This is a genomic window from Arthrobacter endolithicus, assembly GCF_026627425.1.
Lineage (GTDB): Bacteria > Actinomycetota > Actinomycetes > Actinomycetales > Micrococcaceae > Arthrobacter_M.
This window is the reverse complement of record NZ_JAPNLH010000014.1, coordinates 74,852-101,599: the sequence shown is the minus strand read 5'-3', so window position 1 is coordinate 101,599 and position 26,748 is coordinate 74,852. Positions and strand designations below refer to the sequence as shown.

The 26,748-nt window shown below is 61.1% G+C and carries 27 protein-coding genes; 12 read left to right on the top strand and 15 right to left on the bottom strand.

The window, feature by feature from the left end; all coding sequences use genetic code 11:
- Nucleotides 1–20: 20 nt before the first annotated feature.
- Together OS914_RS13190 and OS914_RS13185 are read right to left on the bottom strand one after the other, a co-directional pair.
- Nucleotides 21–323 (bottom strand): rhodanese-like domain-containing protein, encoded by a 303-nt coding sequence (locus tag OS914_RS13190; protein WP_267546518.1) that lies wholly within the window; start codon nucleotides 321–323, stop codon nucleotides 21–23.
- An 88-nt stretch (nucleotides 324–411) separates the two neighbouring features.
- Nucleotides 412–621: a rhodanese-like domain-containing protein gene (locus tag OS914_RS13185; protein ID WP_267546517.1), complete on the bottom strand. Its 210-nt coding sequence runs from the start codon at nucleotides 619–621 to the stop codon at nucleotides 412–414.
- 133 nt (nucleotides 622–754) lie between these two features.
- Between OS914_RS13185 and trxA the strand changes: the two genes are divergently transcribed.
- From trxA to OS914_RS13170, 3 genes are all read left to right on the top strand, one after another.
- On the top strand, nucleotides 755–1,120 hold the full coding sequence (gene trxA / locus OS914_RS13180) for a thioredoxin (RefSeq protein WP_267546516.1): 366 nt from the start codon (nucleotides 755–757) through the stop codon (nucleotides 1,118–1,120).
- Between the two features lie 197 nt (nucleotides 1,121–1,317).
- Nucleotides 1,318–1,503: a hypothetical protein gene (locus OS914_RS13175; RefSeq protein WP_267546515.1), complete on the top strand. Its 186-nt coding sequence runs from the start codon at nucleotides 1,318–1,320 to the stop codon at nucleotides 1,501–1,503.
- Entirely contained in the window at nucleotides 1,500–1,919 is a 420-nt protein-coding gene (locus OS914_RS13170) for a hypothetical protein (protein ID WP_267546514.1), read from the top strand. Before OS914_RS13175 ends, OS914_RS13170 begins: the two co-directional genes overlap by 4 nt.
- Nucleotides 1,920–1,932: 13 nt before the next feature.
- Here the strand turns inward: OS914_RS13170 and OS914_RS13165 are convergent, their stop codons facing one another.
- The 12 genes from OS914_RS13165 to OS914_RS13110 form a co-directional block, all read right to left on the bottom strand.
- The gene (locus tag OS914_RS13165) at nucleotides 1,933–2,319 is read right to left on the bottom strand and encodes a DsrE family protein (protein WP_267546513.1); all 387 of its coding nucleotides are present in this window, start codon (nucleotides 2,317–2,319) and stop codon (nucleotides 1,933–1,935) included.
- Nucleotides 2,320–3,004: 685 nt separating this feature from the next.
- Nucleotides 3,005–3,448: a DUF4913 domain-containing protein gene (locus tag OS914_RS13160; protein WP_267546512.1), complete on the bottom strand. Its 444-nt coding sequence runs from the start codon at nucleotides 3,446–3,448 to the stop codon at nucleotides 3,005–3,007.
- 9 nt (nucleotides 3,449–3,457) lie between these two features.
- Nucleotides 3,458–5,236, bottom strand: coding sequence for a type IV secretory system conjugative DNA transfer family protein (locus tag OS914_RS13155; RefSeq protein WP_267546511.1), 1,779 nt, complete (start codon nucleotides 5,234–5,236; stop codon nucleotides 3,458–3,460).
- A complete protein-coding gene (locus OS914_RS13150) occupies nucleotides 5,233–6,801 on the bottom strand; it encodes a helicase HerA domain-containing protein (RefSeq protein WP_267546510.1) in 1,569 nt (522 codons plus the stop codon). Before OS914_RS13150 ends, OS914_RS13155 begins: the two co-directional genes overlap by 4 nt.
- A gap of 26 nt (nucleotides 6,802–6,827) precedes the next feature.
- The gene (locus OS914_RS13145) at nucleotides 6,828–8,336 is read right to left on the bottom strand and encodes an SCO6880 family protein (RefSeq protein ID WP_267546509.1); all 1,509 of its coding nucleotides are present in this window, start codon (nucleotides 8,334–8,336) and stop codon (nucleotides 6,828–6,830) included.
- Nucleotides 8,323–9,663 (bottom strand): TrbL/VirB6 family protein, encoded by a 1,341-nt coding sequence (locus OS914_RS13140; protein ID WP_267546508.1) that lies wholly within the window; start codon nucleotides 9,661–9,663, stop codon nucleotides 8,323–8,325. Before OS914_RS13140 ends, OS914_RS13145 begins: the two co-directional genes overlap by 14 nt.
- Nucleotides 9,660–10,421 carry a DUF8175 domain-containg protein gene (locus OS914_RS13135; protein WP_267546507.1) on the bottom strand — a complete coding sequence of 254 codons (762 nt, stop codon included), beginning with the start codon at nucleotides 10,419–10,421 and terminating at the stop codon, nucleotides 9,660–9,662. The genes OS914_RS13140 and OS914_RS13135 overlap by 4 nt, the downstream gene beginning before the upstream one ends.
- Nucleotides 10,422–10,450: 29 nt before the next feature.
- Nucleotides 10,451–10,720 carry a hypothetical protein gene (locus OS914_RS13130; RefSeq protein WP_267546506.1) on the bottom strand — a complete coding sequence of 90 codons (270 nt, stop codon included), beginning with the start codon at nucleotides 10,718–10,720 and terminating at the stop codon, nucleotides 10,451–10,453.
- Between the two features lie 14 nt (nucleotides 10,721–10,734).
- A complete protein-coding gene (locus OS914_RS13125; protein WP_267546505.1) occupies nucleotides 10,735–11,352 on the bottom strand; it encodes a DUF6668 family protein in 618 nt (205 codons plus the stop codon).
- Between the two features lie 38 nt (nucleotides 11,353–11,390).
- Nucleotides 11,391–12,890 carry a chromosome partitioning protein ParA gene (locus tag OS914_RS13120; RefSeq protein ID WP_267546504.1) on the bottom strand — a complete coding sequence of 500 codons (1,500 nt, stop codon included), beginning with the start codon at nucleotides 12,888–12,890 and terminating at the stop codon, nucleotides 11,391–11,393.
- A gap of 43 nt (nucleotides 12,891–12,933) precedes the next feature.
- Nucleotides 12,934–13,470 carry a hypothetical protein gene (locus OS914_RS13115; RefSeq protein WP_267546503.1) on the bottom strand — a complete coding sequence of 179 codons (537 nt, stop codon included), beginning with the start codon at nucleotides 13,468–13,470 and terminating at the stop codon, nucleotides 12,934–12,936.
- Nucleotides 13,467–14,552 (bottom strand): CHAP domain-containing protein, encoded by a 1,086-nt coding sequence (locus tag OS914_RS13110; RefSeq protein ID WP_267546502.1) that lies wholly within the window; start codon nucleotides 14,550–14,552, stop codon nucleotides 13,467–13,469. The genes OS914_RS13115 and OS914_RS13110 overlap by 4 nt, the downstream gene beginning before the upstream one ends.
- A 354-nt stretch (nucleotides 14,553–14,906) precedes the next feature.
- On the opposite strand from OS914_RS13110, the gene OS914_RS13105 reads away from it, so the two are divergent.
- From OS914_RS13105 to OS914_RS13075, 7 genes are all read left to right on the top strand, one after another.
- A complete protein-coding gene (locus OS914_RS13105; protein WP_267546501.1) occupies nucleotides 14,907–15,815 on the top strand; it encodes a MarR family winged helix-turn-helix transcriptional regulator in 909 nt (302 codons plus the stop codon).
- 99 nt (nucleotides 15,816–15,914) lie between these two features.
- Nucleotides 15,915–16,274, top strand: a complete 360-nt coding sequence (locus tag OS914_RS13100; RefSeq protein WP_267546500.1) for a M78 family metallopeptidase domain-containing protein — start codon at nucleotides 15,915–15,917, stop codon at nucleotides 16,272–16,274.
- The gene (locus tag OS914_RS13095) at nucleotides 16,274–17,206 is read left to right on the top strand and encodes a hypothetical protein (protein WP_267546499.1); all 933 of its coding nucleotides are present in this window, start codon (nucleotides 16,274–16,276) and stop codon (nucleotides 17,204–17,206) included. The genes OS914_RS13100 and OS914_RS13095 overlap by 1 nt, the downstream gene beginning before the upstream one ends.
- A 41-nt stretch (nucleotides 17,207–17,247) precedes the next feature.
- Complete coding sequence (locus OS914_RS13090) at nucleotides 17,248–18,354, top strand: alpha/beta hydrolase family protein (RefSeq protein WP_267546498.1); 1,107 nt, start codon at nucleotides 17,248–17,250, stop codon at nucleotides 18,352–18,354.
- 755 nt (nucleotides 18,355–19,109) lie between these two features.
- A complete protein-coding gene (locus OS914_RS13085) occupies nucleotides 19,110–20,774 on the top strand; it encodes a hypothetical protein (RefSeq protein WP_267546497.1) in 1,665 nt (554 codons plus the stop codon).
- Nucleotides 20,775–20,933: 159 nt separating this feature from the next.
- Complete coding sequence (locus OS914_RS13080; RefSeq protein WP_267546496.1) at nucleotides 20,934–21,857, top strand: ParA family protein; 924 nt, start codon at nucleotides 20,934–20,936, stop codon at nucleotides 21,855–21,857.
- Nucleotides 21,854–22,237: a ParB family protein gene (locus OS914_RS13075; RefSeq protein ID WP_267546495.1), complete on the top strand. Its 384-nt coding sequence runs from the start codon at nucleotides 21,854–21,856 to the stop codon at nucleotides 22,235–22,237. Before OS914_RS13080 ends, OS914_RS13075 begins: the two co-directional genes overlap by 4 nt.
- An 852-nt stretch (nucleotides 22,238–23,089) precedes the next feature.
- Here OS914_RS13075 and OS914_RS13070 read toward each other — a convergent pair.
- Complete coding sequence (locus tag OS914_RS13070; RefSeq protein WP_267546494.1) at nucleotides 23,090–24,310, bottom strand: DUF6575 domain-containing protein; 1,221 nt, start codon at nucleotides 24,308–24,310, stop codon at nucleotides 23,090–23,092.
- Nucleotides 24,311–25,651: 1,341 nt separating this feature from the next.
- On the opposite strand from OS914_RS13070, the gene OS914_RS13065 reads away from it, so the two are divergent.
- Both OS914_RS13065 and OS914_RS13060 read left to right on the top strand, forming a co-directional pair.
- Nucleotides 25,652–26,080, top strand: a complete 429-nt coding sequence (locus OS914_RS13065) for a hypothetical protein (protein WP_267546493.1) — start codon at nucleotides 25,652–25,654, stop codon at nucleotides 26,078–26,080.
- A gap of 389 nt (nucleotides 26,081–26,469) precedes the next feature.
- On the top strand, nucleotides 26,470–26,748 hold the full coding sequence (locus OS914_RS13060) for a glutaredoxin family protein (RefSeq protein WP_267546521.1): 279 nt from the start codon (nucleotides 26,470–26,472) through the stop codon (nucleotides 26,746–26,748).

Below are 26,748 nucleotides of genomic sequence, written 5' to 3'. Positions count from 1 at the left end.
GCCCGGGCGCTCTGGTGGGCTCAGCTGATGGGGAAGCCTGCGGCTGTCCAATCGAGCATTCCGCCGGGCATGGTGTACGCGGTGAAGCCTGCGGCGGCGAGCTGGTCCGCGGCTGCTGCGCTGCGGCGTCCGCTGCGGCATACGGCGATGACGGGACGGGACGTGTCCAGGTCTTTGAGGTGGCCGGGCAGTTCGCCCAGGGCAATGTGTTTGGCGCCGGGGATCATGCCTTCGGTGACTTCAGCGGATTCGCGGACATCCACAATCTGGGCGCCGCGGCCGTTCGTGAGCTGCTCCGAGAGCTGCTGTGGGGTGATTTCCATGGGCTGGACCTTTCGGTAGGACGGGGCTGTTGCGGTGCAAAAATCAGAACTAAGTCGTTTCCCGGGGAGGAAGGCGGGCCGGCCTGGGTCAGGTGCAGTAGGTGACCGGGTGATCGTCGTGGTGCCACTGTGTGCTGCCGTCCACGACATCAGCTGCGTCGTAGCCTTCCCTTGCAAGGTGCTCGGTGGCGCAGAAGCTGCGGCCACCGGAAGCGCACATCACATGAGCGGTCCGGACGTCGATGATCGAAACATCAGAGCCGAGTGTGGTCAGTTCGTTCACGGAGACGCTTTTCATTACTGGTGTCCTTTCATGGTGTTCGGGAGCCCCGGGCGGCCATCCGTCGTTTCCATTATGATACCCCTAGGGGTATCCGTGCAAACCGCGTACCCGCCTTGCACCAATACCCCAGGGGGTATATTATTGGTCTATGGCAACCATCGACATTTCCGAAAAGACCTTCAACGACATCATCACCGGCAACGACATCGTACTGGTGGACTTCTGGGCAGCCTGGTGCGGGCCCTGCCGGATGTTCGCCCCCACGTTCAGCAAATCCTCCGATAGCCACTCGGACATCGTCTTCGCGAAGGTGGATACCGAGGCCGAGCCCTTACTCTCCGCCACCGCCGGCATCACCTCCATTCCCACCCTGATGGCCTTCCGGGAAGGGATCCTCGTCTTCTCCCAGCCGGGGGCGATGAACGCGACCGGACTCGAGCATCTCATCACCGGCATCAAGGGGCTGGACATGGAAGAGGTACGGGCGAAAATGGCAGCCGCCCCGACATCGTAGGAAACCCCAGGGCCCCAGCCGGGTCCGGGCCCCTGGGCATGCCGACCCCGCGGCTCGAGGAACGCTCATGAGCAGCAAACGCGTTATCACGGCCGCCGGCAACGCAAAATCGGCCCATGGCTTGGCGACCGACGCCATCGAGCCGGTACACGTAGCGCACCGTCGCCACCACAACCTGCCTACAGCCAGGATCAGACATGGATACGAACAGCCGGATCGAGCAGGAAATCCTCGGCGACGACGACCGGGGAATTATTCATGCGCGACTGGGTTCCCTGAACGGTTACTGGCGTCAGCTTCGTAGCTGGAGGTGGTCGCGGGTTGCCGCTGCGGCGTCGCCGCAGCCGCCGCCGCGGCTGTTGTCATCTCACTCAACGGGATGATGACAGTAGTCGGCGCCCCTTGGTGGAACATCATGATTGTCGCGGCCGGTTCGCTGCTGGCAGGCCTGGTGGCCGGGAGCTACATCGGTGCGCCCATCGGAGCCGGGGCCACGGTCTGCGACACCCGTTGGCCGGTGCTCGGCCTCACCGGACTGGTGGTCGCAACGTCCACCGGCCAAAAGGCCCTGGCCGCACATTTATTCACCGGCACCGCCCCAGCAGTGCTGGCCGGGATGATCCAACCCGCCTTCGCGCTCCTCTCCCTTGCCCTGTTGGGCTGGGCATTGCGGGAGCGCCTCCAACTCGAGCGGAAGGCCGTATCGCCCTCCACCGACGGGGATACCGGCGATGTGTGCACTACGTGCCGCCCGCTCTTTCCCACCAAGCCGGGTCCGTCGAGCAGCCCGTCCGCCTGACCGGCATCGGGCATCACAGGCGGATGTACGCCCAACCTTCCCACTGCCGCGTCGCCAGATGGGCAATGGCAGCCGGCACAGAACCTACCCCGGGGAGAAGCTGCCCCGGGGCCAAATCCACCGAACGCAAGCTGTTCCCGCAGGCAAGAACCCGGATGCCCTGACCGAGTGCTTCACTGATGGACTCCCCCAGCGTTGACTCTATGGCCAACAGACCCACGCCCGGGCCCTGGACCACGACCTCAACAGGGACACCCGGAGCCAGTGCTGCCACAGCGTTGGCCGCACTGCGCAGGGCCCCGATGAGCCCGGCACTCTCGGCCGGTCCTACGCAATGGACCACAACACCCCTCGAGGCATCGGCCTCGGGCGGACCCTTCGAAAAATCGGTGTCCGTCATAACAACTCCTCCAACATCGGCAGGACCAACCTTCGACGGGCAGAATCTGCTGCGAATATTCCAAGACATGCTATGCGGTGACTGTGACGGTCTGATCCAGGACCACCTTGCGACTCGCCGGTGAGCTTATGACGGTTGGAGCTGGGCACGCCCAACGGCGCGACGGAGAAATGCGGCGCCTGCGTTTATCAGAGGCCCCCTTGGGTGCCGGTAATATCAGCGCCGTCAACGGCGGCACAGTAATCGCCGGTGATCGTGATGTTCTGGCTGGCGTAGCGCACTGTCGGGACGCGAAGAGCGCCCCGACGGCCATGAAAGCAAGAATCCTCCCCCAGGAACTGTTTCTAGTGAACATCGGTATGTTCCTTCGATATGCCCCCGGGTTTCGCTGACAGCCGCGGGTCGGGCTAGGCCGACTACGCGAGCACGACCAAGCTGACAACCGGCTTCGCCGCTCTCCTCGGGCTGTAGGCCCCGACGAACACCACTCCTCCTTCTCCAGTAGACAGCGGAATGGCCCCGGCTTTAGTCCGGGGCCATTCTTCACTCCACCTGAGTGCAGCTAGGGGTTGCTGTCCCGGCAGGACTCAGCATGGCAGAAGAACCAGCATCAGCGCACACAATCGGTGTTTTGCTGGGTCGGGACTGCCAACGGTCGTCCGCCTTTTTGTGTGGTTTGGTTTCCCTAGCTTCTTGGCGTCCGCACGTCCGGGAACCAGCCCACAGGGGCTTTCTTTGGTTCCAGATGTTCGGGGTCCCGGTGCTTTTGCATGTCGCATTTGTAGAACGGACCGCGTGGGTCCAGGAGGACGCTCATGTGGTGGTCTGCGTGATCCTTCCACCAGACACTAATTCCGGTGGCTCCGTCCAGTCTGAGGTGCTCCCAGGCCCGCCACAACGCTTCTACGCGGGAGACGGCTTCGGGGTGGAAGTACCACTCCGCGCACCATTTCGCGGCGCGGCCATCAACGTCGCGGACGTACGTTGGCAGCAACTGCTCGTGCAGGAACTCCTCGGCCGAGCCGTAGACCAGCTCAGGCTGCTTCTGCTGTTCCGCCGCCTTCTCAGCAGGTTTCTCCGTCTTCTGGACGGCGGGAGCTGAGCTGAATCGTCCAATGTCGTTGGTCATTTTGAACCTCTACTTCGTGACCCAAGGATTGGCCACGGGCTCAGCCACCACATCCGCTACCAGGACGAACGGTTCTTCCGGACGGGGGCTGTACGTCCTGATGGAGGCTTCCACGGCTTCTTTGTGCGGGCCGGTGTACCAGGGCATGGTCCGGACGAGGGTGGCTGGTGCGCCGGAGGCGAGGACGACGGCGCGGCCGCGGTCGAGTTCGGCGAGGTTGGAGACGTCGAAGATGCGTTCCTTGCCTTCCTGCCGGGAGCGGCTGGAGCCTGATTTGCCGGAGGAGATGGAGACGTTGGTGTAGCTGTAGTCCCCGATCAGGTCGGAGAGGGCCCGGAGGAAGCCTTCCTCGGCCACTCCCCCGCCGTAGACCTTGACGTTCGCGGCCGACCAGATTTTCCGCATGTTCGCCTCCCCCCACAGCTCGACGCCCTGGGACCAGGACTGCAGGATACCCATGACAATCAGGCCCTTGGAACCGTAGTGGCTGAACTGATCCGGCAGGGCAGCCCAGCGGACGACGTTGGCCAACTCATCCAGGGCGAACAATGCCGGCAGGGGCAGGCGTCCGCCGCTGCGCTCGGCCCGTTCCTCCATGGCCTCAGCGATGGCCACCGTCAGTGCTGTGGTGAGCGGGGCAGCGGAGCCGGCCCCTTCCTTGGAGAGGAGGTAGATCGTTTCCTGAGAGGCCGCGAAAGCATGCGGGTTGAACTGGCGCCGGGTGTCCGTGGCCACGGACGCGCCACGGGCCGGAGCAACCCAGCGCAGCGTGTTCCTGCTTTTGAGGCACTGGATCATTTTCTCGGCGGTGCCGAAGATACCGTCGCGCTGCTTGTCGGCCAGCTTCAGTGTGGACTCCAGCCCCTTGTACTGCAGCTCGTAGTCATGCTCTTTCAGGATTTCGATGGGTTCCCGGCTGACCTGCTCCGTCACCCACAAATAGACCTGAGTAATGGGTAGCTTCCCGAGCGCGGCGGCGAGGAAGTAGGAGGAGAGGATGTCTTCGGCTTTCGGGTCGAAGTACGCATCCGGCTTGGACCCGGGGACCCGGGAGCCGACGGCGAAGTGCTGGGTGAGTTTGTAGGCCTTCTCTTCGTCCGTGACGTAGGACAGCGGGTTCCACCACCAGCGCGGTTCCTCCTGGGCGATCTTCTGCGGATCAAACACCCACACCGGGGCCGTGGCCTCGCGGACGCCCCGGGTGCCGTCCACCACGTCGCGCTTGTTCGAGGTCGAGACGACGGCACCGGGTGCGTCCAGGATCGCGGGCATAACCCGGGAGGTCGACTTACCGGTCCGGGGCCCCCAGATATCGAGACTGAGGTCTTCCCAGGACTGAATAAACCTCTGACCCGTGGAGACGACCGTGCCCACCACGATCCCCGGAGTGTCTTTCACGCCGAGGCGCTCAGCGGTTGCTTGGGCGCCTTTCTGAGAGAACGCGGCCAGGGACTTCCCACGCCCGAGATAGCGGGCGGCTTTATCGACGCGGGCGCGCTTGGACGCGCCTTTCTTCCAGGCCACCAGGACGAGAATGGCCAGGACCACGATCACGGCGGCCATGAGGGCCGCCACGATAGTGGACTGGGTCGGCCAGGGTATCTGTCCTTTGACCAGCCCGGCGATCAGGTCAATCGGCTGGGCAGGGGGTGCGTCGAGGCCGGCCAGCCAGGACCCCAGGTGAGCGGCCGCGTAGGCCCCACCACCAACGACGACGATGAAGCCAATGCCGAGCCAGACCAACAGGGCATCTCCTAGGCCCATTCCTTTCCGGTTCGGTGCACTCACCAGTTCCCTCCATCCTGTGACAGCTTCGCAGCGACCGGCACCAGCAGCGTTTCAACGGGTGTATGCCAGCGGGTGTTGGTGTCGTTCAGCCCTTCGTCCTGCTCAATGGACGTCAACCCGATCTGGACAGGGATGCCCGGGCGGCCGCCGACCTTGATGAGGAACTTCCCCCGACCGGGAGGTTCAACGTCGACCCCGCGTGAGTCCCACGCGGGCGGGTCCTGCCACCCGATGAGTTTCTGCTGCTCTTGCCGGGAGAGGGGAATCGCTGAGGTCAGCAACGGCATTTCCGAGGCCGGGAGCCCACCGCAGATCACCATCCCGGAACGCTCCACGAATCCGCGGGCTTTCATCCGGTCCTCTTCTGCCGGCAGTGCCAGCAGATCGGACATGGTGTGGGAAATCATGATCTGCCCGACACCAACGGAGCGGTTCAGCCGGGTCAGGGCGTCCACCCGGTCAACCATGCCCTTACCCGAGCGCAATGCCCGCCACAGCTCATCCAGGACCACGAAGTAGTTCCGGCGCGGTTCCAGATGCGCGTCGGCGAGGGCGTGGGCGACGTTGACGGTCCCGAACCCGTAGGACCAGCACGCGAGCAGCACTGCGGCCTGCAGGTCCGTTTCGGTCTCGTCAATGCTGGAGACATCGAAGACCACGGCCCGGTCCCGTTTCATCGGGTTCGTGGTCTGCCGGGAGAAGATCTCCCCGAGCTTCCCACCCCCGGTCAGGCCCAGCAAGGTGGCCTCCAGGGCCCGGGTTTCCTGCAGGTACACGGCCATATCTCCCCGGTCCAGGGCGACCTGGCGCAGCTCCTCCGGGGCGGACACGATCACATCCAGCAAGTCCTTCAATACCGGGATGCCGGTGAACCGGTCATCGAGGACCCGTAAGGCCCGGTCCAGGATGGTTTGTTCCTGGTCGGTGGGCGGGTTGTTCCGGCTGATCGTAATCAGGGAGACGACCATGTTCAGGCGCCGGCCGTGCGCGTCGGCCCGGACCCGGGTGGCCGCTTCGTGGTGACCATGGTCCTCGAGGAGTTGGGCAACCTCGACGGCCTGGCCGGGATCGAGAATGTTCAGGTACCCCACGCCCCGGCCCAGGGAGATCACCTGGCCCCCTAGTGCCTGGACGGCTTTGATGTGCTCGCCCTTCAAATCCCCCAGGACCAGTGCATTCACGCCCTGGGCGGAGAGGCCTAAGAACATGCGGCGTACCAGGGTGGACTTCCCCAGGCCGGGTTTGCCGAGGATGAACGCTGAGGGGTTGGAGATCAGCCGGGCGCGCTGGAACCAGCTGATCGGGTCACAGCAGACCGTGGCCTGGGTTTCCTCATGGCGTCCTAAGGGCACGCCGATCATGGGTGAGGACGCACCGGAGGAAAACGGCCACAGCCCGCAGACCTGGACCGTGGTTCCCCGGTATTCCTTTACGGACGGGACGAGGGCGGCCATGCCCCCGCCGCGTCCGGTCCAGCCCCGGGAGCCCGGCCCGGCCGCCCGGGGCTGCTTCTCAGCCTTGCATTCGCGTCCAGCTTTTGCCGGCTTTACTGTCTTTGCTGTCATTGACGTCAGAAACTCTGTGAGAGCCATTAGAGGGCGTCCTTGATTTCGGCGGGCAGCATGCTGTGCTTGGGCAACACCAGGCCCAGGGGTAGGGAGGCTGCGAACGCGGTGTCCTGCGCACCGTAAGCCCGGCGCAACAGGACCCGGGCGGTACCGGAGGTCTGTTCAATGGCCGCGACCGCATCGGGGAGGCGGTCCTTGTCGGTCACGGTGGCCGTGACGACGAGGCCGAAGTTCACCAGCCCGGCCCCCTGGGCTTCCTCCTGGGCTGTCTGTACGGCGGAGCGGGCATCGACCAGGGCGCGGGCGGAGGGCCGGTTCCCGGAGGTGATGCGGACATTGGCGTTGTTCTGGTCCCGCTCCACCACCGCCGCCGCCCGGGCCGAATCCATCGGGCGGTACAGCAGCGAGATGCGCTTCCGGTCAATGTCCCCGTGCGGGGCCAGCAGCCGGGACAGGACCGAGGAATTCACCGACCCCCGCGGCGCCCCGGTCATCGTCCAGGACGCCGAGAACGCACCATCATGCCGGTAGTCCTCCCAGCTCGCCTGCGCCGCGGTCGGGCCGACCTCACCCCAGGTCAAGGACACCGGGGAACCGGCGGCGTGGGCCTGATCAATGATCAACGCCGCCGGCGGGTCGTACGCGATCCTCACGACCTCGCAGAGTTCCTGCGCGGACATCGGCCGGGCGATCCCGGCACCGGTGGACTGCAGCCGGGCCGACAGGCCCGGGATCCGGGAGGCAAGATCCCGGGCCACATCTTCCGGGACACGCTTCCTCGACCCGGCCCGCAGGGCGGCGTTGAACGTCAGAGACACCCAGGCCCGCACCGTGGCCGAACCTTCCGGATAGGTATCCACGACCTCGCCCAGAATCGCCCGCGCAAAGACCGGCGCGTCCGGGTCGATGTTCATCATGACTTCGTTGCGGAGCCGGTAGCCGGAATCCGGGGCGGTCTCCACCGTCACAGCCGCGGCGTCCAGGGCGGCCTCATCGGCCAGCCCGGCAAGCCAGCCGCCCCAGTTCGCGACCCACGCATCAACCTGCTCCGGATCCACCAAAGACGCACCATCGGGTTCGGTGGAGAAAATCACCGTGTAATGGCTCGTGGTGGGTACGTGCAGGAGCGCGAAAGGGCGCTTGTAGGAGTCAGTGAACTCGTACAGGGTCGACTTCGCCGCCAGCCCGGGCAGCTGGTACATCCCCCACGCCGTCACCCCCAGCGGACCGGAACGATAAAGATTCGTCCCCGAAGACCTGGACAGGCGGAAGCTCAGCCGTGTTCCGACGCGGTCCACCACGGACTGGCCGTGCTTGTCTTTCACACTCAGCAGCAGGGCGCTGGCCCCGGCCACGGCCAGGACCGCCAGGCCCGGGAGTAAACCGGCCAGGGCGAAGCTGATGATGCCGGCCAACAACCCGGCCATGACAATCCCGGTGCCGATCGTACCGAGGTTCCCCAGGCCCGCTGAGCGCGGCACCCGCCAGTTGCCGTAGGACGGTTCCTTATAGTCGGTGCTAATTGCTGCCACTGGGGCCCTCCTGTGGTGAATCGTGCTGGGTTGAATCCTGCGCTGCCTGTTGTGCGGCCTGTCCGGCCCTGGACGCCAGTTGTGCTCCAGCGGCGACGACGAGCCCGGCCGGCCCCGCAGACGCCGCCGCCCCCGCACCGGCGGTGCCGGCAGCAGCCCCAGCCCCCGCTCCAGCAGTCCCCGCAACACCCGCAGCACCAGCGGTGGTGGCGCCTGCAGTACCAGCGGTGGCGGTCCCGGTAGTAGTGGTTGCGGTGCTGGTGGCTCCGCCCGGGCCTGTGGGACCGGTCGAGCCCGGCGTCGGCTGGCCGCCGCCTCCCTGAGGGCCGGGTGTTCCGTCACTGCCCTTCGGAGGAGTGCCTGGCGGGTCGCTGTGCGTGCTCGCCGGTGTCGGGGCGGCATGGCCTTTACCGCTGCCGCTGCGCCCCAGGGAGACAGCACCGGTGGCCATGGCACCAACGGCCATCCCGGCCCCGGCGCCCCCGCCGGAGGCAACGGCACCCACCATCGGCGTGACGAAGCGCATGAGCGCCGGCAACGCGAACAGGGCGACAACCATCAGCGTGAACCCGGTAATGGACCCGATCAAAGTGTCCTTCCCGGTGTTGTTTCCCATCAGGAGAAACGCGACCGAGTACACGATCGCCGCAGCGGGTTTGTAGAGGATGAAAGCCAGGGTCCAGCCGACAGCTTTTTGGAACCACTGCCTGCCCATCTCCGTGTTCGTGAAAGCGGCCGTGGTGGGCAGGATGCCGGCCAGGATCACCAGCATGCCGCTGCGGATGACCATCAGGACGATCTGGACGAGGGAGGCGAGTAACCCGATCAGGCCCAGGATGATGAGGATAAACACGCCGACCCCTGTGGGGGTGGTCAGGACGACGATGTGCATTGCCTCAGCAAAGCCCTTACCGTCCGTGGAGCGGTCGATGATGGCCGCTGAAAAAGCATCCGCTGCGATGACCAGGATCGAGATGACACCCAGGCCCAGACCCGATACCACGGTGAGCGTGACCAGGGAGCGTAAAAGCTCTTTCAACGGTGCCCCGCGCTGTTCCCAGATCATTCGGATGCCACCGACAATGACGGCGAGGACCGCCAACGCCACCGTCCAGACCATCAACTCGCTGTTCACTATGGCCACGACCGGGCTCGGCGTCGTTCCGTCTGCACTGGCCAGGTTCACCGTGGGCGTGGACACCCAGAACGTCGACAGTGTCGTCACCATCTGACTCATGCCCTCCATGATGGCTTTGGCCATGTTTCCCATGGCGTCATTACCGAGCCCCGACAGCCAGTTCCCGACCGGGTTCCATGCAGGTCTCATGCTCCACTCCAGAGGATGAATCCGGACAGGTCACGGATCTGCCGGGGCTCTTCCAGGGGTGCGCCAGTGTCAGCGACGACTCCCTTCCAGTCCCCGTTCTGCCACAGCAGCGTTGTCCGTACCGAAGCCAGCGCTCCGTTGTCGGCCTTGAAGGCCAGTTCCACCACGGCCTGGTTTGCGGTGTAGGAGACATTGAAGCCTGCGATCTGGATCTTCACGGCCGAAGCCGGGACTGAGGTCGGGGGTGCTTTCATCCCGGCATCACGGCCAGGTCCTTTAGCTGCCAGCTGATCGGCGATGGCCCGTTCCTTGGATGAGTCACTGCCCAGCGCCCAAAGGTTCACGGCCGCATACAGCGCCCCTGTCGGTGTGTGAGCGAAACAGGACCTGATGCCTTGATCGTCGGTCTTTCCCGGCCCGATTTTCGGATCGGTTGGCGCGGCCATGGTCCCTACAAGTTCCCACGTCGTCACCGGTGCGGCCCCCAGCGACGTGTCCGAGGAAGCCGGGAGTCCACAAATACTCTTACCGGCTGCCGCCGGGGCGCTGGGGCCGGCGGTGGCCGGGTTGCCGGACTGGTTGCTGGACGACGGTGCGGCGGCCGGTCCGGGGGCCGGTGGTGCGTTCCCGTCGCCTTTGGGGAGCAGAAAGATGACGATGGTGGCTGCGATCAGGGCGATGACCAGGGCGGTAGCAATGATGAACCCGGGTTTGGTGAACGGATTGGGTTCGGTGGTGCTCTCTGGTGACTGGCTCATGGTGAACCTCCCGTTTTGTTGGTGCTGGCTTAGACGAAGGCGCGGACGATGCCTGCGGCGCTGGTGATGATGATGCAGCCCAAGAGGACCCAGCCGAGCTTGGCGAGGGCCTGGCCGCCCTCACCGCGCTGGAGCTGAATGACCATGCCGATACCGACGATGATCACGCCCAGGACGCCCAGGACCAGGCCGATACCGGAGGCCCAGTTCAGGATCGTGAGCAGCCCGCCGGCCTCGGGCGGGACGACCGGGGTGGGGTCGGGGATGACGTTTGCTGCACGTATGGACAAGGAATTCATGAACGGGAGACCTTTCAAAAGGTGATGCTGGGGGTGGTGTCGGTAGCCAAAGCGGTTAAGTCAGTGATGAAGCGTTGGTACTCCCGGCCCGGCGGGACGGTGGTGAAGTCCCCGTGCCGCCACGCCTGGACCCACGGCAGGGTCCAGAGCCGGGGCGCTCCGCCGCCGATGATGGCGGCGAAGTCCCGCAAAGGTTTGGGGGTTTTCCCCGGGGCGTCGGCCAGGATCGCAAGGCCGAGCAGCTCCACCGCAGGTGCTGCACCTGCGGCCCATTGGGTCAGTGCGTTCCGGGCCGCTGTGAGGCCGCGCATGTCGGCCCGGCAGACCAGCAGCACCCGCGGCGTACTTCCACCATCCTGGAGGACGGGCCAGCAGTGATCGCTCACGCGTGCCCCCTGGATGAGGTCAGCGATGCGGCTTTCCCCCGCTCCCCCGTGGGCGCCGGTGATCCACAGCACTGCGGAGCCGGAGACGGTGCGGCAGGCCAGGCGGTCTGCTGCGTCAGGTTCCACCATTCCCCGCAACGGCGTATTGATCACCGCCGCAGGGAGCAGGTACGCGTCCGGGGCTGCCTCGTCCGCCCGGTCGGTGGGGGTTGGGTGGGTGAGCCAGGGGTTCAGGGGCTGTTGCATGGTTTCCTCCTTTCAACGGTTTTTCGTTGCTGAGTGTTTTAGAAGCCGGCAGCGACGGCGGCCGCTGCGGCCAGCCACGCCCTTCGTGTGGCGGGGTGGAGGGCTTCGTAGCGGATAGGGCCGTTGACCAGGGCAGGATCGTAGGGAATACGGACGACGGCCCGGACGAACGGTTCAAAACCGTCAGCGATCCGCTGCGCTTCGTCTTTGGCCCGCTTCAAAGCGTCCCCGCTCAGGTGGGGCTTGGAGTCGGTGGACTCGGAGACGATGACGACGGCGTTGCGGGCCAGCTCCGCGTTGTGGCCGCCACGGGATTCGAGTGTCTGCAGCGTCAGCCGGGCAGCTTCGGCGCGGTCCTCGATGGCCGTGACGGGGACGACGAGCTGGTTGGTGTGCTCGATCATCCGCCGCCAGTTCGCGGCCCGAGCCGTGTTACCGGAATCCATGATCACCAGCCGGTAATAGCGGGTGAGGACCTGGTGGGCGATATCGACTTCCTCAGCGCTCACTTCATGATCGCCTTCTTCGTTTTCATCCGAGCGCAGGACATCGAATTTATCCCCCGTCTGGTGATGGACGAACGTGGCGATTTCGGCTGCGTTCGTTGCCGGGGACAGCAGCTCGGTCGAGGAATCAATAAGGTCCAGGACGCTCCGGTCGTGGGATCCCTTCTCCGTCCGCCATCCCAGGGTGCCTTGGGATTCGTTATTGTCCCAGGCCACGGTGGCAGCCCCGCTGTAGCGGGCAAGAATGGCCGAGAGCATCACCACGGTCGGTGTCTTGTTCGACCCGCCCTTACGGTTGACCACGGCGATGGTGCGGGGGCCGGGCCAGTGCTGGCTGACCGTACGGATATCCTCCCGCTCCGAAAGTTCCTCCGCGGAGGGGCCCAGCCGGAGCCCCAGGCGCGTGAGCGTTCCCCGCCAGCCCTGGGTGGCCGGTTCCAGCACCGGGGCGCTGACCAGGAAGGAGGTTTCCTTCAAACTCCGCCGCGTCGGGGCTTCCTCAGCAACGACAGCCGTCTGCGGTCCCGGGGTGGCCGGCACCCCCCTGCTGCCGGAGGCTACGGAATCGGGTACCCCCGGTTGACGGTCCACCGTTGCTGCAGGGGCCGGAGCCCCCGTGGGCGCTACGGCGGCGGTCGCCACCGGCTCAGGGACAGCAACAGGGACAGTAACAGGTGCAGCAGGGACGGGACCAATTAGGGCCGGTGCTCTGGTCTCGGGCGTGGTTTCCGGGGCTTCTGTCCGGCGGCGGGTCGGATGAGCCTGGTAGGAGAGAGATTCAATCGTGTGATCCGGGTGCACGATCAGTTCACCGTGCCCTTCGGGATCCTCAATCCGGACCCGCACGGGGCGCTGCAATGTCTGTGCCTCGACCACCACCAGGGCGAGGGCGTTGCGGCGCAGTTCCTGCACGGAGTCCCCGGCAGGAACGACGCGGGAATTCCCGGCGACGATGACCTCAGCGGTCCCGTTAGCGCTGACAATGGCCCTGATGGCGGGAAAGGCCAGGACCTCGGTTGGTGTAGTACTCATGAACTTCTTCCTTACCTGTATGAGATGCCAGTAGTGCCGGTGTTTAGGAGGGCGGTGGTGTGAGCTGGTTGACCTTCCACCGGGCGTCCTTGCCTGTGCGCAGCAGTTGCAGCGTGTAGGTCCCGGCATTGGTGGGGACCGCTGCCGTGACGCCGAAACCGTTGGCCTCCTCGACGCTGAGGGTGGCCGGGCCGGTGACACGGTGGGCGGGTATGTTGGCCGGGTCAACGGCGGAGTAGTCGGCAATGGCCTGCGGGGTCAGCCACCGGGCAAGGTCATTGGCCCACTGCTTTTCCTCCACCGCCGGGCGGGCGAAGTCCGCCATGGCTTTCCCTGCGACGTCGACGGCTTTGTCTTTGCTGGCCTGGTCCCAGCGGATACCGAGGGGGGCCGGGGCTGTGCCGCCAGGTGCCTGCGGTCCGCTGTTGGCGCTCAACGACACCGGCGCGGACGCGGTGGGGACGGTGCTGGCTGATTCCGCCGGCGCCGGGGTAGTGGTTGCTGCCGGTGCACACGAAACACAGAACACGGCCACGGTGCTGGCGAAGGCGGCGGCGAGCAGGGTCCAAGACTTTTTCACTTCTTCTCCTCTTGGATGGGCAGGTACAGGAACGATGTGGGGACAGTGCTGGACACGGTCCGGGTGTAGTAGTTGTGGTCTTCCGGGGCCGGGTTGCCGTTGTAGCCCTCTTCGACGTAGGTCCCGTTGTCCCTGACTTCCTTGACCACCGCGACATGACCGAAGTTTGGGTCCGCTCCCCCGGTGCCCGGCGCGTACCAAACAACCGCACCAACCCTGGGTGTACTGCCGGTAGGCCAGCCCTTGGCGTCCCACCCGGCCTTCCACGTCAGAGCCGAGCCAAGGACCTGCCCATCCGGGCGGAACGTGGCGTTAAGGAACTTAAACGGGGCGCTGGTCGAACCCACCTGCTGGTTCACCCGCCACAAAGCGAAGTCCACGCACTCCCGGTAGTACATGCCCAACGGGGAAGTGCTGGCAGCGCCGGCACCAACCTGCACCCAGGTTGGAGAGTTTTTCCACGGGTAGTCATCCCCGGCACCGGACTGTCCCGGAATGGCGCAGCCGCTGCCTTCCACGGAGAACTGAGAGTTCGAAAGTGCCGACACAATTTTGACGGCCTCGGGCCAGTACTTCTGGTAGTGGTACGGGTCGGCGTTGCGCTGAACCTTGCTGGCAGCCAGTGTCGGTTCCAACAGCTCCCAGCCAGCGACACCCTGCAGGGCTTTGATGAAGTTGGTAGCGCTGATAATGGGGTCCATACGATCCGTGTAGGAGCCCCACGCGCCGTTATCACGCTGCTGGAACAACCCCCGCGAATCAGGGCCGGCACCGTCGCCGTAGTCCAAAACACGCAATCCCGACTCCCCCAGGGCAACCATCACGCTGATCATCTGCCCCTTTACGGACAGGTCCAGTGCCTTGCCGGCACCCATGACCGCCGCCGCGTTCGTCAACTGCTCCTCGTCGTACCCGTAGACCTTAGTGCTCTCATCCGGAAGAGCAACCGACACAGCCGGGCCGCAATCAGCAACGGCCGGTGTTGCCGGGGTCAACAGCAAGAACATGGTCATGATCGGCCCAAGGAACAGTCCAGGTACCGCGATAAGCGCCACGAGACCAAGCGATTTGGGTTGGCTCATGATCGTCCACTCATAACGAGACGTTCTCCAGGATGGGCCGTAATTGGCCGATCCGTACCAGACGGCAATGCCTCCATGACGCCGCTCCCCTTTCATTGACCTCGGATGCCGGTAGTACTTCCGGCAGAGACTGGTCCCCGTGAGCTCAATTTGTGTCGGCCGCCGGTTCGTGCAACCAATCTAACATAATGCACTGTACATACATTGGAAACTGGGTAGCTCCTGCGTAGTAGCACTGTTTATATTATTTCGCTAGGCATATTCTCTCTATTTCGTAGCTTTGGGAGGGGTTGATAGTGCTGTCGCGCTAGACTGAGTCAAAGATTTTGGGAATATCACCGACGCTAGGGAGCTATGTCCGAACAACATCTGGCCCCGTCTGAGCTTCGGTATTTGCTCCTTGCCATCTCAAGAGAATGGGAACGGGCAGTTCTGGATCAGGGAAGCACCCGTGATCTAACGAGCGCTCAAGTCGAAATATTATTGATGCTTAACGAGTCTGGTTCTCGTTCCATGCAAGAACTCGGGGACATGTTGCTCCTGAACCGAGACCCGTTCCGATCCGTTGACTCTCTAGTTGCAAAAGGGCTGGTGGAGAGAGGCTCTGGCACGGACAAAAGAAAAGTCTTGTGGTCGCTCACAGCCAACGGAATATCTACCGCTGATTCAATAATTGCCGCTGATTTTGCGCTCTTGAAGAAGTTTGTAGGCCCACACCCAGCAGAACATACCAGCATGTTGGTGAGGCTGTTACGCGAACTTCAGATGACTGTGGCCCCGTCGAGCCTCCTTGAACAGCGTTTTGGAACTCAGCAAACCCCCGCGGCACAGCTCTTAGCAGCGTCGACAACATCGCAGACACAAAAGAATCGTTCCGAGGCTGTGTCCCTGCGCCTCCACAAGGTGATTGAAATTAAGGATGCCGGCGACTCACGCCAGGCATATGAGAAATATGGTCCCCTCATGGCCGAACGCAATATGACGATGAGCTACAAATCTTGGGCAACCCTCGTCGACCAGGGCGGCCCTGCTAGCGATTATTTTCTGAACTATCTTTCGGAAGTACTCACGGGAACAGTAAGTTATCTACTCACAGATGACGATGAGACTATTCGTGAGGTAGAAAATCGTATGCGAGCCGAGAATGCACTTTCTCTTGCTGGCGTCACCGGCTTCGGAGGCCGCGGAACATTGGACAGTGGGGCACTCCAAGCATTGGCAGAGCTCGTCCAAAAAAGACTAGGCACGTCTGAAAAGGACTGAGTCGTGCCACGGAGATATGACAACCAGCCGATCAGGATCTCATCGCAGTCACGCATACGTGCCGAAGATGCGCTCAGCAAAATTCGGTTGTCTCCCGGTATGACCGCAAACGACGTCGTTGAAACTGTTGCGGAAGTAATCGGGAAACCGATCGTGCTTGAATCAACCGTAGACGAGCGGTTTAAGACTACAACTGGTAGTTTCGCCATCACTTTGGAGTTCGTTTTCATCGTCTTTCGTGGGATTGATCCTCACTCCTATCAGATGCATAGCCTCTTCCATGAGCTTGGACACCTGTTGTGCGGCCACACCAACTGCGAAAGACCAGCAACGGCTCCTGATTCGGATCCGACCCAGCAGCTGCTCTGGAATGAAGCTGAGAGGGAGGCGGAGTTCCTCGCCTACAAGATCACCGCTCTTATCAGCCGAAAGCCTCGCAGCAGCCAGGCGTTTGGCTGATGAGGGAACCCTCCACGCTACTGCTCTACCTGACAGGGATTATTTTGGTGCTGCGGGCACCGTACGCATTGCGGACCAAAGCTTCGCGGCCAGGATGGCTGGCTGGTACCTTCGGTTTGCTTGCGGTCATTTGCCTGGGCTTTGTTATTCCTATCCCCGAGCTTGACGCTGTGCTGGGCTCGGCCGGGTACTGGAACATACTTGGGTCGACTTCAGCCATTCTGTCCTTCCACTTCATGTACCAGGCAATTCTTATCCACACATCGAGAGAAGCCGCTCGGTTTTATTACCTTGGCCTGATGCTCGCTATCGCCTGTTGTTCAGCGTGCTTCGCTCTCATCGACGACAAGCAAGAAAGATTTGTGTCTGTTGAAGGCTTTATCGCCACACTCATCGACCAACCATGGACGGCTCTCTACCTCAGCATCTACTTGGGTAGCGTGGGGATCATTTCCTTGCTCTCGCTCTATGCGGTTTGGCAGACGGCACCGCGATCCAAAGTTTTTATTGCGGGGTTTTCCCTAGTAAGTCTTGGCAACGCGATCGATATCGGACTTCTCTGGCTTCAACACACGAAGATTGTCGGCCCCAATGTACCGGCCTTTCTGTATAAGGTCTACATCGCACTGTTTTTTGCAGGTGTCATCCTTCTTTGTGGTGGGTTCCTGCGAGGGTCGTTCTACTCCCTGCTCAGGTACCACCGATTCCTTTACTACGCAGTCAGAATCTGGAGAATATTGGCTCACACGGAAGCGAAATCCCCAAATTGGCTGGCAGTTTTCCTAGACCCCAAGAACGCTTGCTACCAAGGTCTGATCCTTGTCCGTGACTTCATGGCTCTTGGCGGGTTCATCCTTAACAGCTCGGAGTTGACGCTTACCCACAGGGCCGACGATCTTCTCACTGAATTCCCGCTCACGAACTCCTCTTGAAGTAAGGAACACGTATGTCCCCTAAAACATGGACTGGCATTATGACCGCCACCGCATTGTCAATGCTGATTATCGCAGTAGCAGCTCTAGGTCAAAGGATGACTGCCTGGAAAGATCCCAAGCAACGGGGCCTTACTGTCTCTGCCGATTACAGTGAAGTAACACTAGAGTCAGACGCAAAAACCACGGCTCCTGGTACCTACGGGATCCTCCTTAAGGACGCCCATCTAACGGTCGGAAAAGTCGTCTCACAGACGATCGGCGGTGAAGTAACACGCGAAATAACGCAGTGGAGGGGCTCACGCGCTACTGGGAGATTGCGCGGAGTATGGACTGGCCAAGCCATTGCATCACCGGACCAGCTAGGCATGGTTTTCGATGAGGTGCGACTTGGCCAAGCAGAAAGAGAACTCCCAGCTTGGGTCTTCCGCCCGAAGAGCACGTCTGAGGATATATGGGCCATACATATACATGGCCTCCGTTCCTCCCGGTCTTCGATGCTTCGTAGCGTGCCATCGGCCGCAAACCTCGGGATGGTTTCATTAGTGCCTTCCTTTTACGGAGACGCGGAGAACCATAGCAAGGGCCAGGTCTGTCACTACGGAAGACTGGAGGCCGCTGATGTTGAGAAAGCGTTAGGGTATGCAGCCGACCACGGCGCCAAGGCCATCTACCTCTTCGGGTGGTCCATGGGCGCGACGATTTCGCTTCTGCTCACTGAGACGTCTAAATACCGGCATCTGATCGCGGGATTGGTCCTTGTATCGCCAGGACCGAATACAGAAGCAGTCATAACCGAAAACGCCAAGACTGCGGGGCTTCCCAGGAAGATCGCTGCGTGGGTTCCGCGAATACTTTCCAGTCCATTACTGAGGCGGCTCACCTCGCTCACAGAACCCGTTGATTTCAAGAACCTGGATTGGACTCGTATCCCCAGCCGGCTCCGCGTGCCGGCACTAGTGCTTCACTCGCCCGGAGATACGGAGGTGCCGTACTCGCTGTCACTCAAGTTTGCCGCCTCTAACAATAACCTCGTCACGCTCAAGGAATTCCCCGCAGTCCCCCACCAATGTGAGTGGAACTCCCTGCCGGAAAAATTCGAACACGAGGTGGAGTCCTGGGTAAGCACCATCAGGACGGCCCCCTGAAACTTTCGATCAGTCACAACCCGAGGTGTACTGTAGATGCAGTGTACTAAGATTATTACAGTGCACACGTTCTGACTGACCTTTATCTGGCTGACGGAGCAGATATAGCCAAATCCTGATCGATGGAGAACAACATGACCAGCGTGTCGGTAGGCCCAAATGCCTAGTCCTATGAATAGTCTGGGTTCTATGGGAAACGTACAGCGGCGTCCGCGCGGGTCAGGTCTGAGCAATGTCCAGACCAATTACTCAATTCCTGTCTCCTGCAAGACCAAGCTTCACGACATGTCGGACCGTATGGGGATAAGTGCATCCCAGGGTCTTGAATTTATCCTAGAACGCCTCGAGCTAGAGGCCGATGGATTGCCGGCCTGGGCCGACCGTAGCCAGATTCCGGAGGCTTTGCCTATCCAGAAGGCCAGTTAAAAGCAGAAGGCCCGCCTTGGCGGGCCTTCGTCTAAGTGTGTAGTTCAGATCCGAAATCTTGGCGGACGAAGATCTGAACATTTTGAACACCCACCCAGTGGGTGGACTTTGTTTTACCCATCCACGAGGGAAGGAATGACTCCATCGTACCCCACGTAGTTTCTTCGTCAATGCATGCCCACACGAGTGTCGGCTCTCCGTCGACCCCCGGTGAAGCATGGGTTCTTGCCCCACTGATCGCTGGTAGCCCGTCTTACCGGCTTGGTAAGTGGATAGGTTCCAGGTTCCAATACCCTCGGCCGAGGAACCCGCCGAGGATCACCGGGACATTGCCTGAGCGTCCAGCAGCAGTGATGATCCACGGCGGGGACGGTACCGTGGCCACACTCTGCATTGACTTGGATACATCCAAGGCCCTGCAGGGAGTGGTGGACGCTGACGCCCAGCGGCTGAGGATGCTGCTGAACGCGGCCAGGGTCATATTCGTGGAGGACTTCTCCCCCAGCGGCGGCCGGCACCTGTACATCCCACTGCAAAAACGTCTTGACGCTGTCGAGGCCCGTGAGCTCGTTGAAGGGCTGGGCCGCATAGCCGCGAGTCTGGACCCGGGACCTCATCAGAACATCACGGATGGATGTATCCGCGTCCCAGGATCTGCGCATAAGTTGGGTGGCCACCAAACCCTCGTCACTCCCCTGTCCCGCGCCTATGACATTATGCGTCGCCGCAATCCAGCCGAAGCAGTTGCGGCACTCCGAGCCGTACTGGCTCCTGAGTTGCTCCGTAACCAGACACTTAAAGCACGTCTGGCCAAAGCTGCAGCGGCACCGCGTCCTTCGGCCACAGAGCTGCCCTTAGGCGCTGGCAGCGAGTCCCCGCTGCGCTGGACGGCACGTACCGGTCTGTACGACAAAGCCCAGTATGCCAGCGCCTCAGAGGCCCGCATGGCCGTACTGAACCACTTCTGTGCTTGCGGCTGGACCCTGGAACAGGTCCGGCGCGAACTCGGCGGGCAGTTCCCCGGCCTGGCCGCCCTCTACGCCAGCACCGGCCGGCAGGAACGCCTGCTCGAGGCCGAATGGGCCAAGGCCTGCGCCTGGATCCAAAAACCGGCCAACCCGAAGCAGAGCCAAAAGAGTACCCGTATTAACAACACAAGCCAGCCCTTACCCACAGGGGGGGCACCTGGATCCATCAGCACTGCTGGTGTGCAACAGCTCGTGAACGATCTGGAAAATGTCCTCTATGCGGTCTTGGACCACCGGTTGAAAGAACGGGGACGGGAAGGTGTGAGTCTTCGGCTGCTTATCCGTGCGGTGCTGGGTTACATGCGGACTATGGAAACCAATTTCTTGGACGTAGGCTGCCGGACTTTCGCGGCTGCCCTGGGCAAGCACCACGTCACGGTCGCACGGCTGTTGCCGGCCCTGGTCGGAGCTTCGGACGGAATCCTTTCTAAAGTGCTTGAGGCCCGTGGACGTAACGCGGATACGTATCTGATCCAGCTTCCTCCGCACTTTGAACAACTCGCCCGGGACCTGTCCTGGCGTAGGGGCAAAATCCATGGTATCCGCCCCGTCTTTCGTGCTTTGGGTGACGTTGCGGCCCTCGTGTATGAAGCGATTGAACGTGGACGTCTCTCCCCCACCACCGCAGCCATTGTCCGTTCTACCGGGCTCAGTCGTACCGCTGTTGAAACCGCATTGGCTGCCATGAGCAGCTACACCATGATTGAACGCCGGCATGGACACTGGACCATTACGGCCGGGACCGGCCTCGCCGACCTGGCACGCCGCCTTGGGGCACTTGATGACGCTGCAGAGCAGATCAGCCGGCACCGCAAACAACGCGCAGCCTGGCACGCGTGGCTTGACCGTCACCTGGTACCTGAGGTCGCCGAACACGAAGTCGACGACCCCGGGTCGGACCTGTACTGGATTCCTCCCTCAGACGGGGAATTGGACTGGAGTGGGACGATATGGCGAGTGGCATGACGCTTCGGAAGATTTGACAGGAAAGCCTTCATTGACCGTAATGCAGCTATTGACAGTAAAGTAGTCAATAGCTGCAAAGACAGTATAACCAGTAAAAAAGTCTTTGACACGATTACCTTCAAAGACGTCTACGACAGTATTGACAGTAAGATGGGGTACATGGCAGCTACAACAGCATTTGACCGGACAGGCATGGACCGCATTTGCGGCTTCGTCAATGGCAAGGGAGGCGTGCTGAAGACGACACTGACGGCAAACGTCGGCGCCCTGCTCGCAACGTCCGGGTGGAAAGTCCTGCTCGTAGACATGGACCCGCAAGGAAATCTAGGTCTCGACCTTGGGTACAGACACGGCACCCTTGACGACGACGGCAGTGCCCTTGCCCAAAGCCTTATGTTCGGGTCACGGCTGACGCCGCTGAGGGACATCCGTCCTAACCTTGACGTCATTCCTGGAGGGGCAGAGCTTGACCAGGCAGCGGCCGGCCTCATCTCACAGGGCAGCAAAGACGGCAGCAAGGCCAAGTTGGCACTTGCGCGATCGCTCGCACCGATCGCCGCCGACTACGACATAATCTTCATCGACTGCCCGCCGGGCAACGAACCCCTGCAGGTTGCGGCCCTAGGTGCAGCCTCCTACGTGGTTGTACCAACCAAAACGGACAAGGCTGGCCGCGAAGGACTCATCGGAGTCGCTAAACGCTTGGAAACAGTTATTGATGTCAATCCAAACCTCGATCTGCTCGGTGTGATCATCACTGCCACATCCTCTACCGCCACTAACGTTCACCGGATGACGCGGGAAGCCATCGCCGAGACCTTCGGCACGGATGCCGTCCTCTTCACGGGAATGGTGCGTCACGCGGAAGCTCCGGCCCAGGCAGCCCGCGATAGGGGAGTGTTGGTCCACGAACTCGAAGAACAAGTTAAGGCTGCCCCTAAATGGTACGAGGTACTGAAGGGAACAGCCCAAGCCGGGCAGAGCCAACCGCGGTCGGCCGGCAATGTCGCTGAAGACCTCTACCAGATTGCCCATGAACTCGTTGCTCGCTTGGAAGCCGCCGAGGAAAGGAATGCATCATGACTGAAAGCAACCGCAAACCGATCGGTGTCCCGCCCCGCCGGCAAACTGGCAATCTTTCCGTGCAGAACCTGGTGAAGGCGAACAGAAGCCCCGGGACAAACGAAGGAAACACGAACGCAGCTTCTCCGATGTCGGCTCCTGGCCCGTTACCGGACACTGCGCCGAAGCAGGTCACGTTTTACATGGCCACGGATGACCTAAAGCGAGCCAAGGCGGCCTACACCGGAACCAGCGGCCAGGAGATGGATCGGAGCTGGTCCGACTTTGTTTCCCGTGCTGTCCTCAGGGAAGTGGAACGGCGTGAAGGTCTCTATAACGAAGGAGATCGGTACCAGGGTGGGGCGCGGAACTTGGCTCCAGGCCGAAAGATTCAGCTTTGACCGCGATGCAGTCTTTGACAGTAATGCCGTCAAAGTAGGGAAGCAACTGCAGGGGGCCGACCGGAAGTACTGACATGTAGGATCTAAAACCAGTACCGAACGAAAAGGCCCAACCCTATGGGCCCGGTACTCCTGAAGGTGTCGTGAGCCGCCAAGTTTGTAGCGGAGCGACGCCTCTTCGTGTGATTGTGGTGGAGTGAATACTGGACTTATGGAGGACTGGACCTTGGTCGGACGCGATTTCGACTTGCTTGGCCAGAAGCCTGGCCCCACGTGCCTGGGGTTAGCCTTGTTGTTGGGGTGGTTTGTGAAAAAGTGAAATATCCGACGTTAGTGCGATATTTCAACAGAAACGATCAGTCGAAGGCGTGACGACGGGGCCTGCTCGTGGCCACGCGAGGTCACCGTCTGCATTTGGTGTATAGCGAAGGGAGGTGCGCGTTGCTTTGGTGGGGACACGACAACAGCTACACAGTGGGCCCTTGTATTTGCTGGCCTCTATGAGATCACAGCCAGTGTCTTGCGAACGATCGTTACCGGACGCTGCGCAGGCTTAGCGTCGGATATTTGACGAATTCACAAGCCTGTGTAAGACTCCCCGCTGCAGACTCTCTCAATCTTTCCTTCCCTCCGGTTCGATTCACAAATAGAGCGTCCAGAGACGCTACAAGGCGAAAAGGTGGCAAGCCCACAACAGAAGAGTGGGGGAGAGAGGCTACACAGAGCGCACCAGAGCGCGAGAGGGGTTACACGAAGGCTAAGAGGTTAGCTGAGAGCCAGAGCCTGCAGGGAATGACCGTCTTTCCCCAGGTAAATGCTGACTCGGCTGCCAGTCATCTCAGTTGGTCTTCGTCAGAGGCTCACGTTGACGGGGCGAATGTACAACAAGCGATAGCTGCTAGATACATCGGTGGTCATGGTTGAGTACTCCATGGTCTTCAAAAGAGACGCGGTGTAAAAGTGCTCTTCTCCCGTAGGAAGCCCAGATATCTGGACTTTGGCATCAGGCGCCATCTGTCCCGAATACCTTTGTCCAGCAACGTTGTCGAAGAGCTCGAAGATGCCGGTCCGGAGATTAACGCCAACCAACGTAACCCTGGATAGTTCCAACTTCTCACTATCAGGGCTTCGATTGTCAATGATCGACAGGGCATTCCGGACCGATTCGAGGCCAATTTTAGCGACGCTCAGCTGTCCACGATGATCAGCCAAGAACACGCCGGCTCCGGTCTCGTCGTCTGAAAGCATCGTTAAAAGGCTACGGAATTTACTTCGAGCCCTAATGCCATATCCACCAAGTAGCCTCGTCAATTCTTCTTGCGAGTCGGCCGCTTGTAGAAGCTCGAGCAATCTCCCTGTCGATTTGTTTACTAGGTCGTGCCCGATCAGTGTAGGGCTTGATTTTGGTGCAAGAACCATGACGAATGATGCTGCTTGGGCGCCGGTGAAAACGAGTTCTGATTCTTGGAGAATTTCTTCGGGTATCAGCCCTCGAGCCGTCGGCCTGCCACGCTCTTCTTGCGCCAGCGAGTCAACTGTGTCTTGAAAGGATCCTGCCAGTCGAGACATTGAGCGGAGTGAAACCTCGGTTCGAAGCATGTCGACGGGAAATATCTCTAGTGCGATGCGAGTTCTAAATTCCCCCTCGGAGTCGGCTCTGAACTTTTCCGGATTGAAAGAGGGGAGAGTTTCAGTTGCGATCTCCAACCGTGCTTCGGCAAGAGGAAGCCAGTCATCCTGTATTTGATCAGCAGGAATTGTCTCAAGTCGATTTCCGGGATCGGCCTTCCCATATTCAGCCGTAATTTTATATACGAAGCGATCTTCTGCTTGGGTATATACCTCCCGCAGAGGGATATACCCGCTACGAACTAGATTCATCCGATCGCGGGACACCGAAACGTAGAGATAGGTTTCGGTGTATTCTTCTTCATCCTCGTCTACACAGTTAGCCAAGTAGAGGTTCCCCGCGCGGTTCTGTGCGACGAAGAGGCGCGGCCCGTCGTGTTCAAAAAAGACTTCCGAAATTTCAAGGGGCCCGAGGACAGTGTCAGTGGTAGGTACAAGTGTCATGGTTTTTCCGCCACACAGGTTGCTGTCGGGATATGGGTAAGTGGATTGGGCCACCAGTCATGATGAGAGTCACCGCTTCTAGGGCTCGCATCGATCCAACCGCACGTCAGATCGACTGACGATATCGATTTTTTCCGGGCCCACGGGGTGCTCTGTTGGGCCTTCACCAAGTCCTCGATATCTGTGAATACAGAGTGCCCATAACAGTCACGTTTCGCGTCTGACCCTGGTGCGGTGCACGCGCCCATTGACTTACTGATCGGAAGAATCCAGTCAGCGTTCGGGACCGTGTCGCCAATTTTGAGCTTCCCCGTTGTCAACCGAAAGACCATCCCCGTTGCTGGAACTGCAGTGTGAGGATGGTGAGGGAGCGGGAATGCCGCTGGCGGCACGCTTGGAATTAAGCTCATTGTGATGACTCTAGCAACGAATGCCACCAAGTTGGGTTAGGGCGCAGCCACAATGAAGGGCGGGTAGCAAGTTGCGGGGCATAGTGGTCGCCTGTCAGGAAGAAGGTCCTCTTCCTGAGAGGCCACTGGAGCTGTGCCCAAACCACGGCCGCCAAAAATGCCGTGGTTATCAGTTTCGATACCCAACGCTGGCTCATAGGTCTGGCTCATCCAGAAGGGGTGACAGACTCTAACCCCTGAATTAAGCCTGAATTAAACCCACCTCTGCTAAACCACTGGAGTCTGCTTTAACTCATAAACAAGACTCAACATAAGACCTCGGTTAAGAGCCGAACACCCTTTCACTCGCAAGCAAAACTCACGAGTCAGTTGTCAACCAAACCCCGGTCGGACCTCCCCTGAGTGGTCCGCCCTGGTGCACCTGGAGGTGCCACTGTCGCCCGGGGTGCAGCCTCGACGGAGGTGTCCACCACCCCGGTCACCGTCAGTGTCCGAGGCCAGCCATTCATCCCGAAAACCCGGCAGCAGCACCCAAGATAGGGTGCTGGGTGTTTGCAGGTTCGTGTCAGGGAAATGGGCGTCCGCTTCGCGGCCGGCTGTCTAAGCCCGGGTACGACTGCGCAGGCTCCGTCGTGTCCGGTCCCACTATTTTTTGGTTGCTGTCCTTCGGATTCTACGTGTCCGCTCCACCCTGTCTAGCCCCTCCTGCGTCGGGGCCAAGGGGCGGGAAAACATGTTCCGGCGCTCCTGCGTCGCTGATTTCCTCCACACTCTTTCTCGCCCCTTGCCCTAAAGGGTAGACAGGGCTCCGTCGGCCACAGCTCCACGCTGTTTCGCCAGCAACCAAAAAACAACGGGGAGAAGACAGAGAGTAGCTGGCCGGGTTGCACCGCTCACTCACCCCATCCTTCGCACCAGGAAAGAGAACACCATGAGCCTGACAACGTTGATGCCCGTCACCACGCAGGACACCCGGGAAATCATTACTTCCGGGCAGGTCCTGGGCGACTACCACCACGACACCGGTTACGACTGGATGGAAGACATCAAAGCTGCGGGTTGGGCGGTCATTCCAAGCTGGGGTGTCGAGGGCTGGGACCTTGGGACGTGGCCGTACGTCATGGTGGCCGCTACCGGCACCGCCGATCACCGCGGTGAGCTGTTCGGTATGGCTACCTACTGCGAGGGCGACGTCACCACGACGTGGTACCGCACCCGAAAAGGCCACTGGGTAGCGATCAGCGTCCACGCCCACTTCCACTGGATGAGCGGACAGGCGTCCGGCCCCGGTGACCTGCCGGAAACAGCGGCGGACATGCGCGCCGAGTACGCCCAGCCCTTCCCCGGCTGGCTCCACTAGTCACCAACGTGTGGTGGCCCTCCCCAAAAGCCGGGGGAGGGCCACCACACCCCCCACCCCCACAGCACCCACAGCCACAGAAAGAGCAGCCATGACCACACCGTGGCGGCGGGGGAGGGCTGAGTGAGGATGGGAGCCTTTGGTAGGGGAGCCGGGTTTTCAGGCGCCTGGGGGATTGGCGATGAGGTTCTCTCCGTTTTTGCACCACAGCCACCGGACGCCGCGCACGCCGGAAACGACACCCGAAACAGTCCAACTATCCTCTAAAAATTCCCGTAATATCAGGCCAAAGCACCTGTTCATTCATATGAATGAAGGGTATAATTGAACCTATACAGCAGCACAGCCGAACGTAACTTTTGACCATACGAAACCAGGGACTGACCATGCTGACCATCACCCTCTACTCCAAGCCTGGCTGCTTCGGATGCCGCAAAACGGCCGAGAAGTTCACAGCACAGGGTGTCCCTTTCCGGGAAGTTGACCTGACCACGACGCCCGCGGCGCTGGAGTATGTGACCGAAGAGCTCGGCTACTCCCAGGCCCCTATCGTTGTCGTGGATGACCACTTTCACTGGTCCGGGCTCCGCCCGGACATGATCGAGGAGGCCATCGCCGCCTTCCACACCCAGGCCATCACGACGGCGACCGCTGGTGCGGGGGAGTGA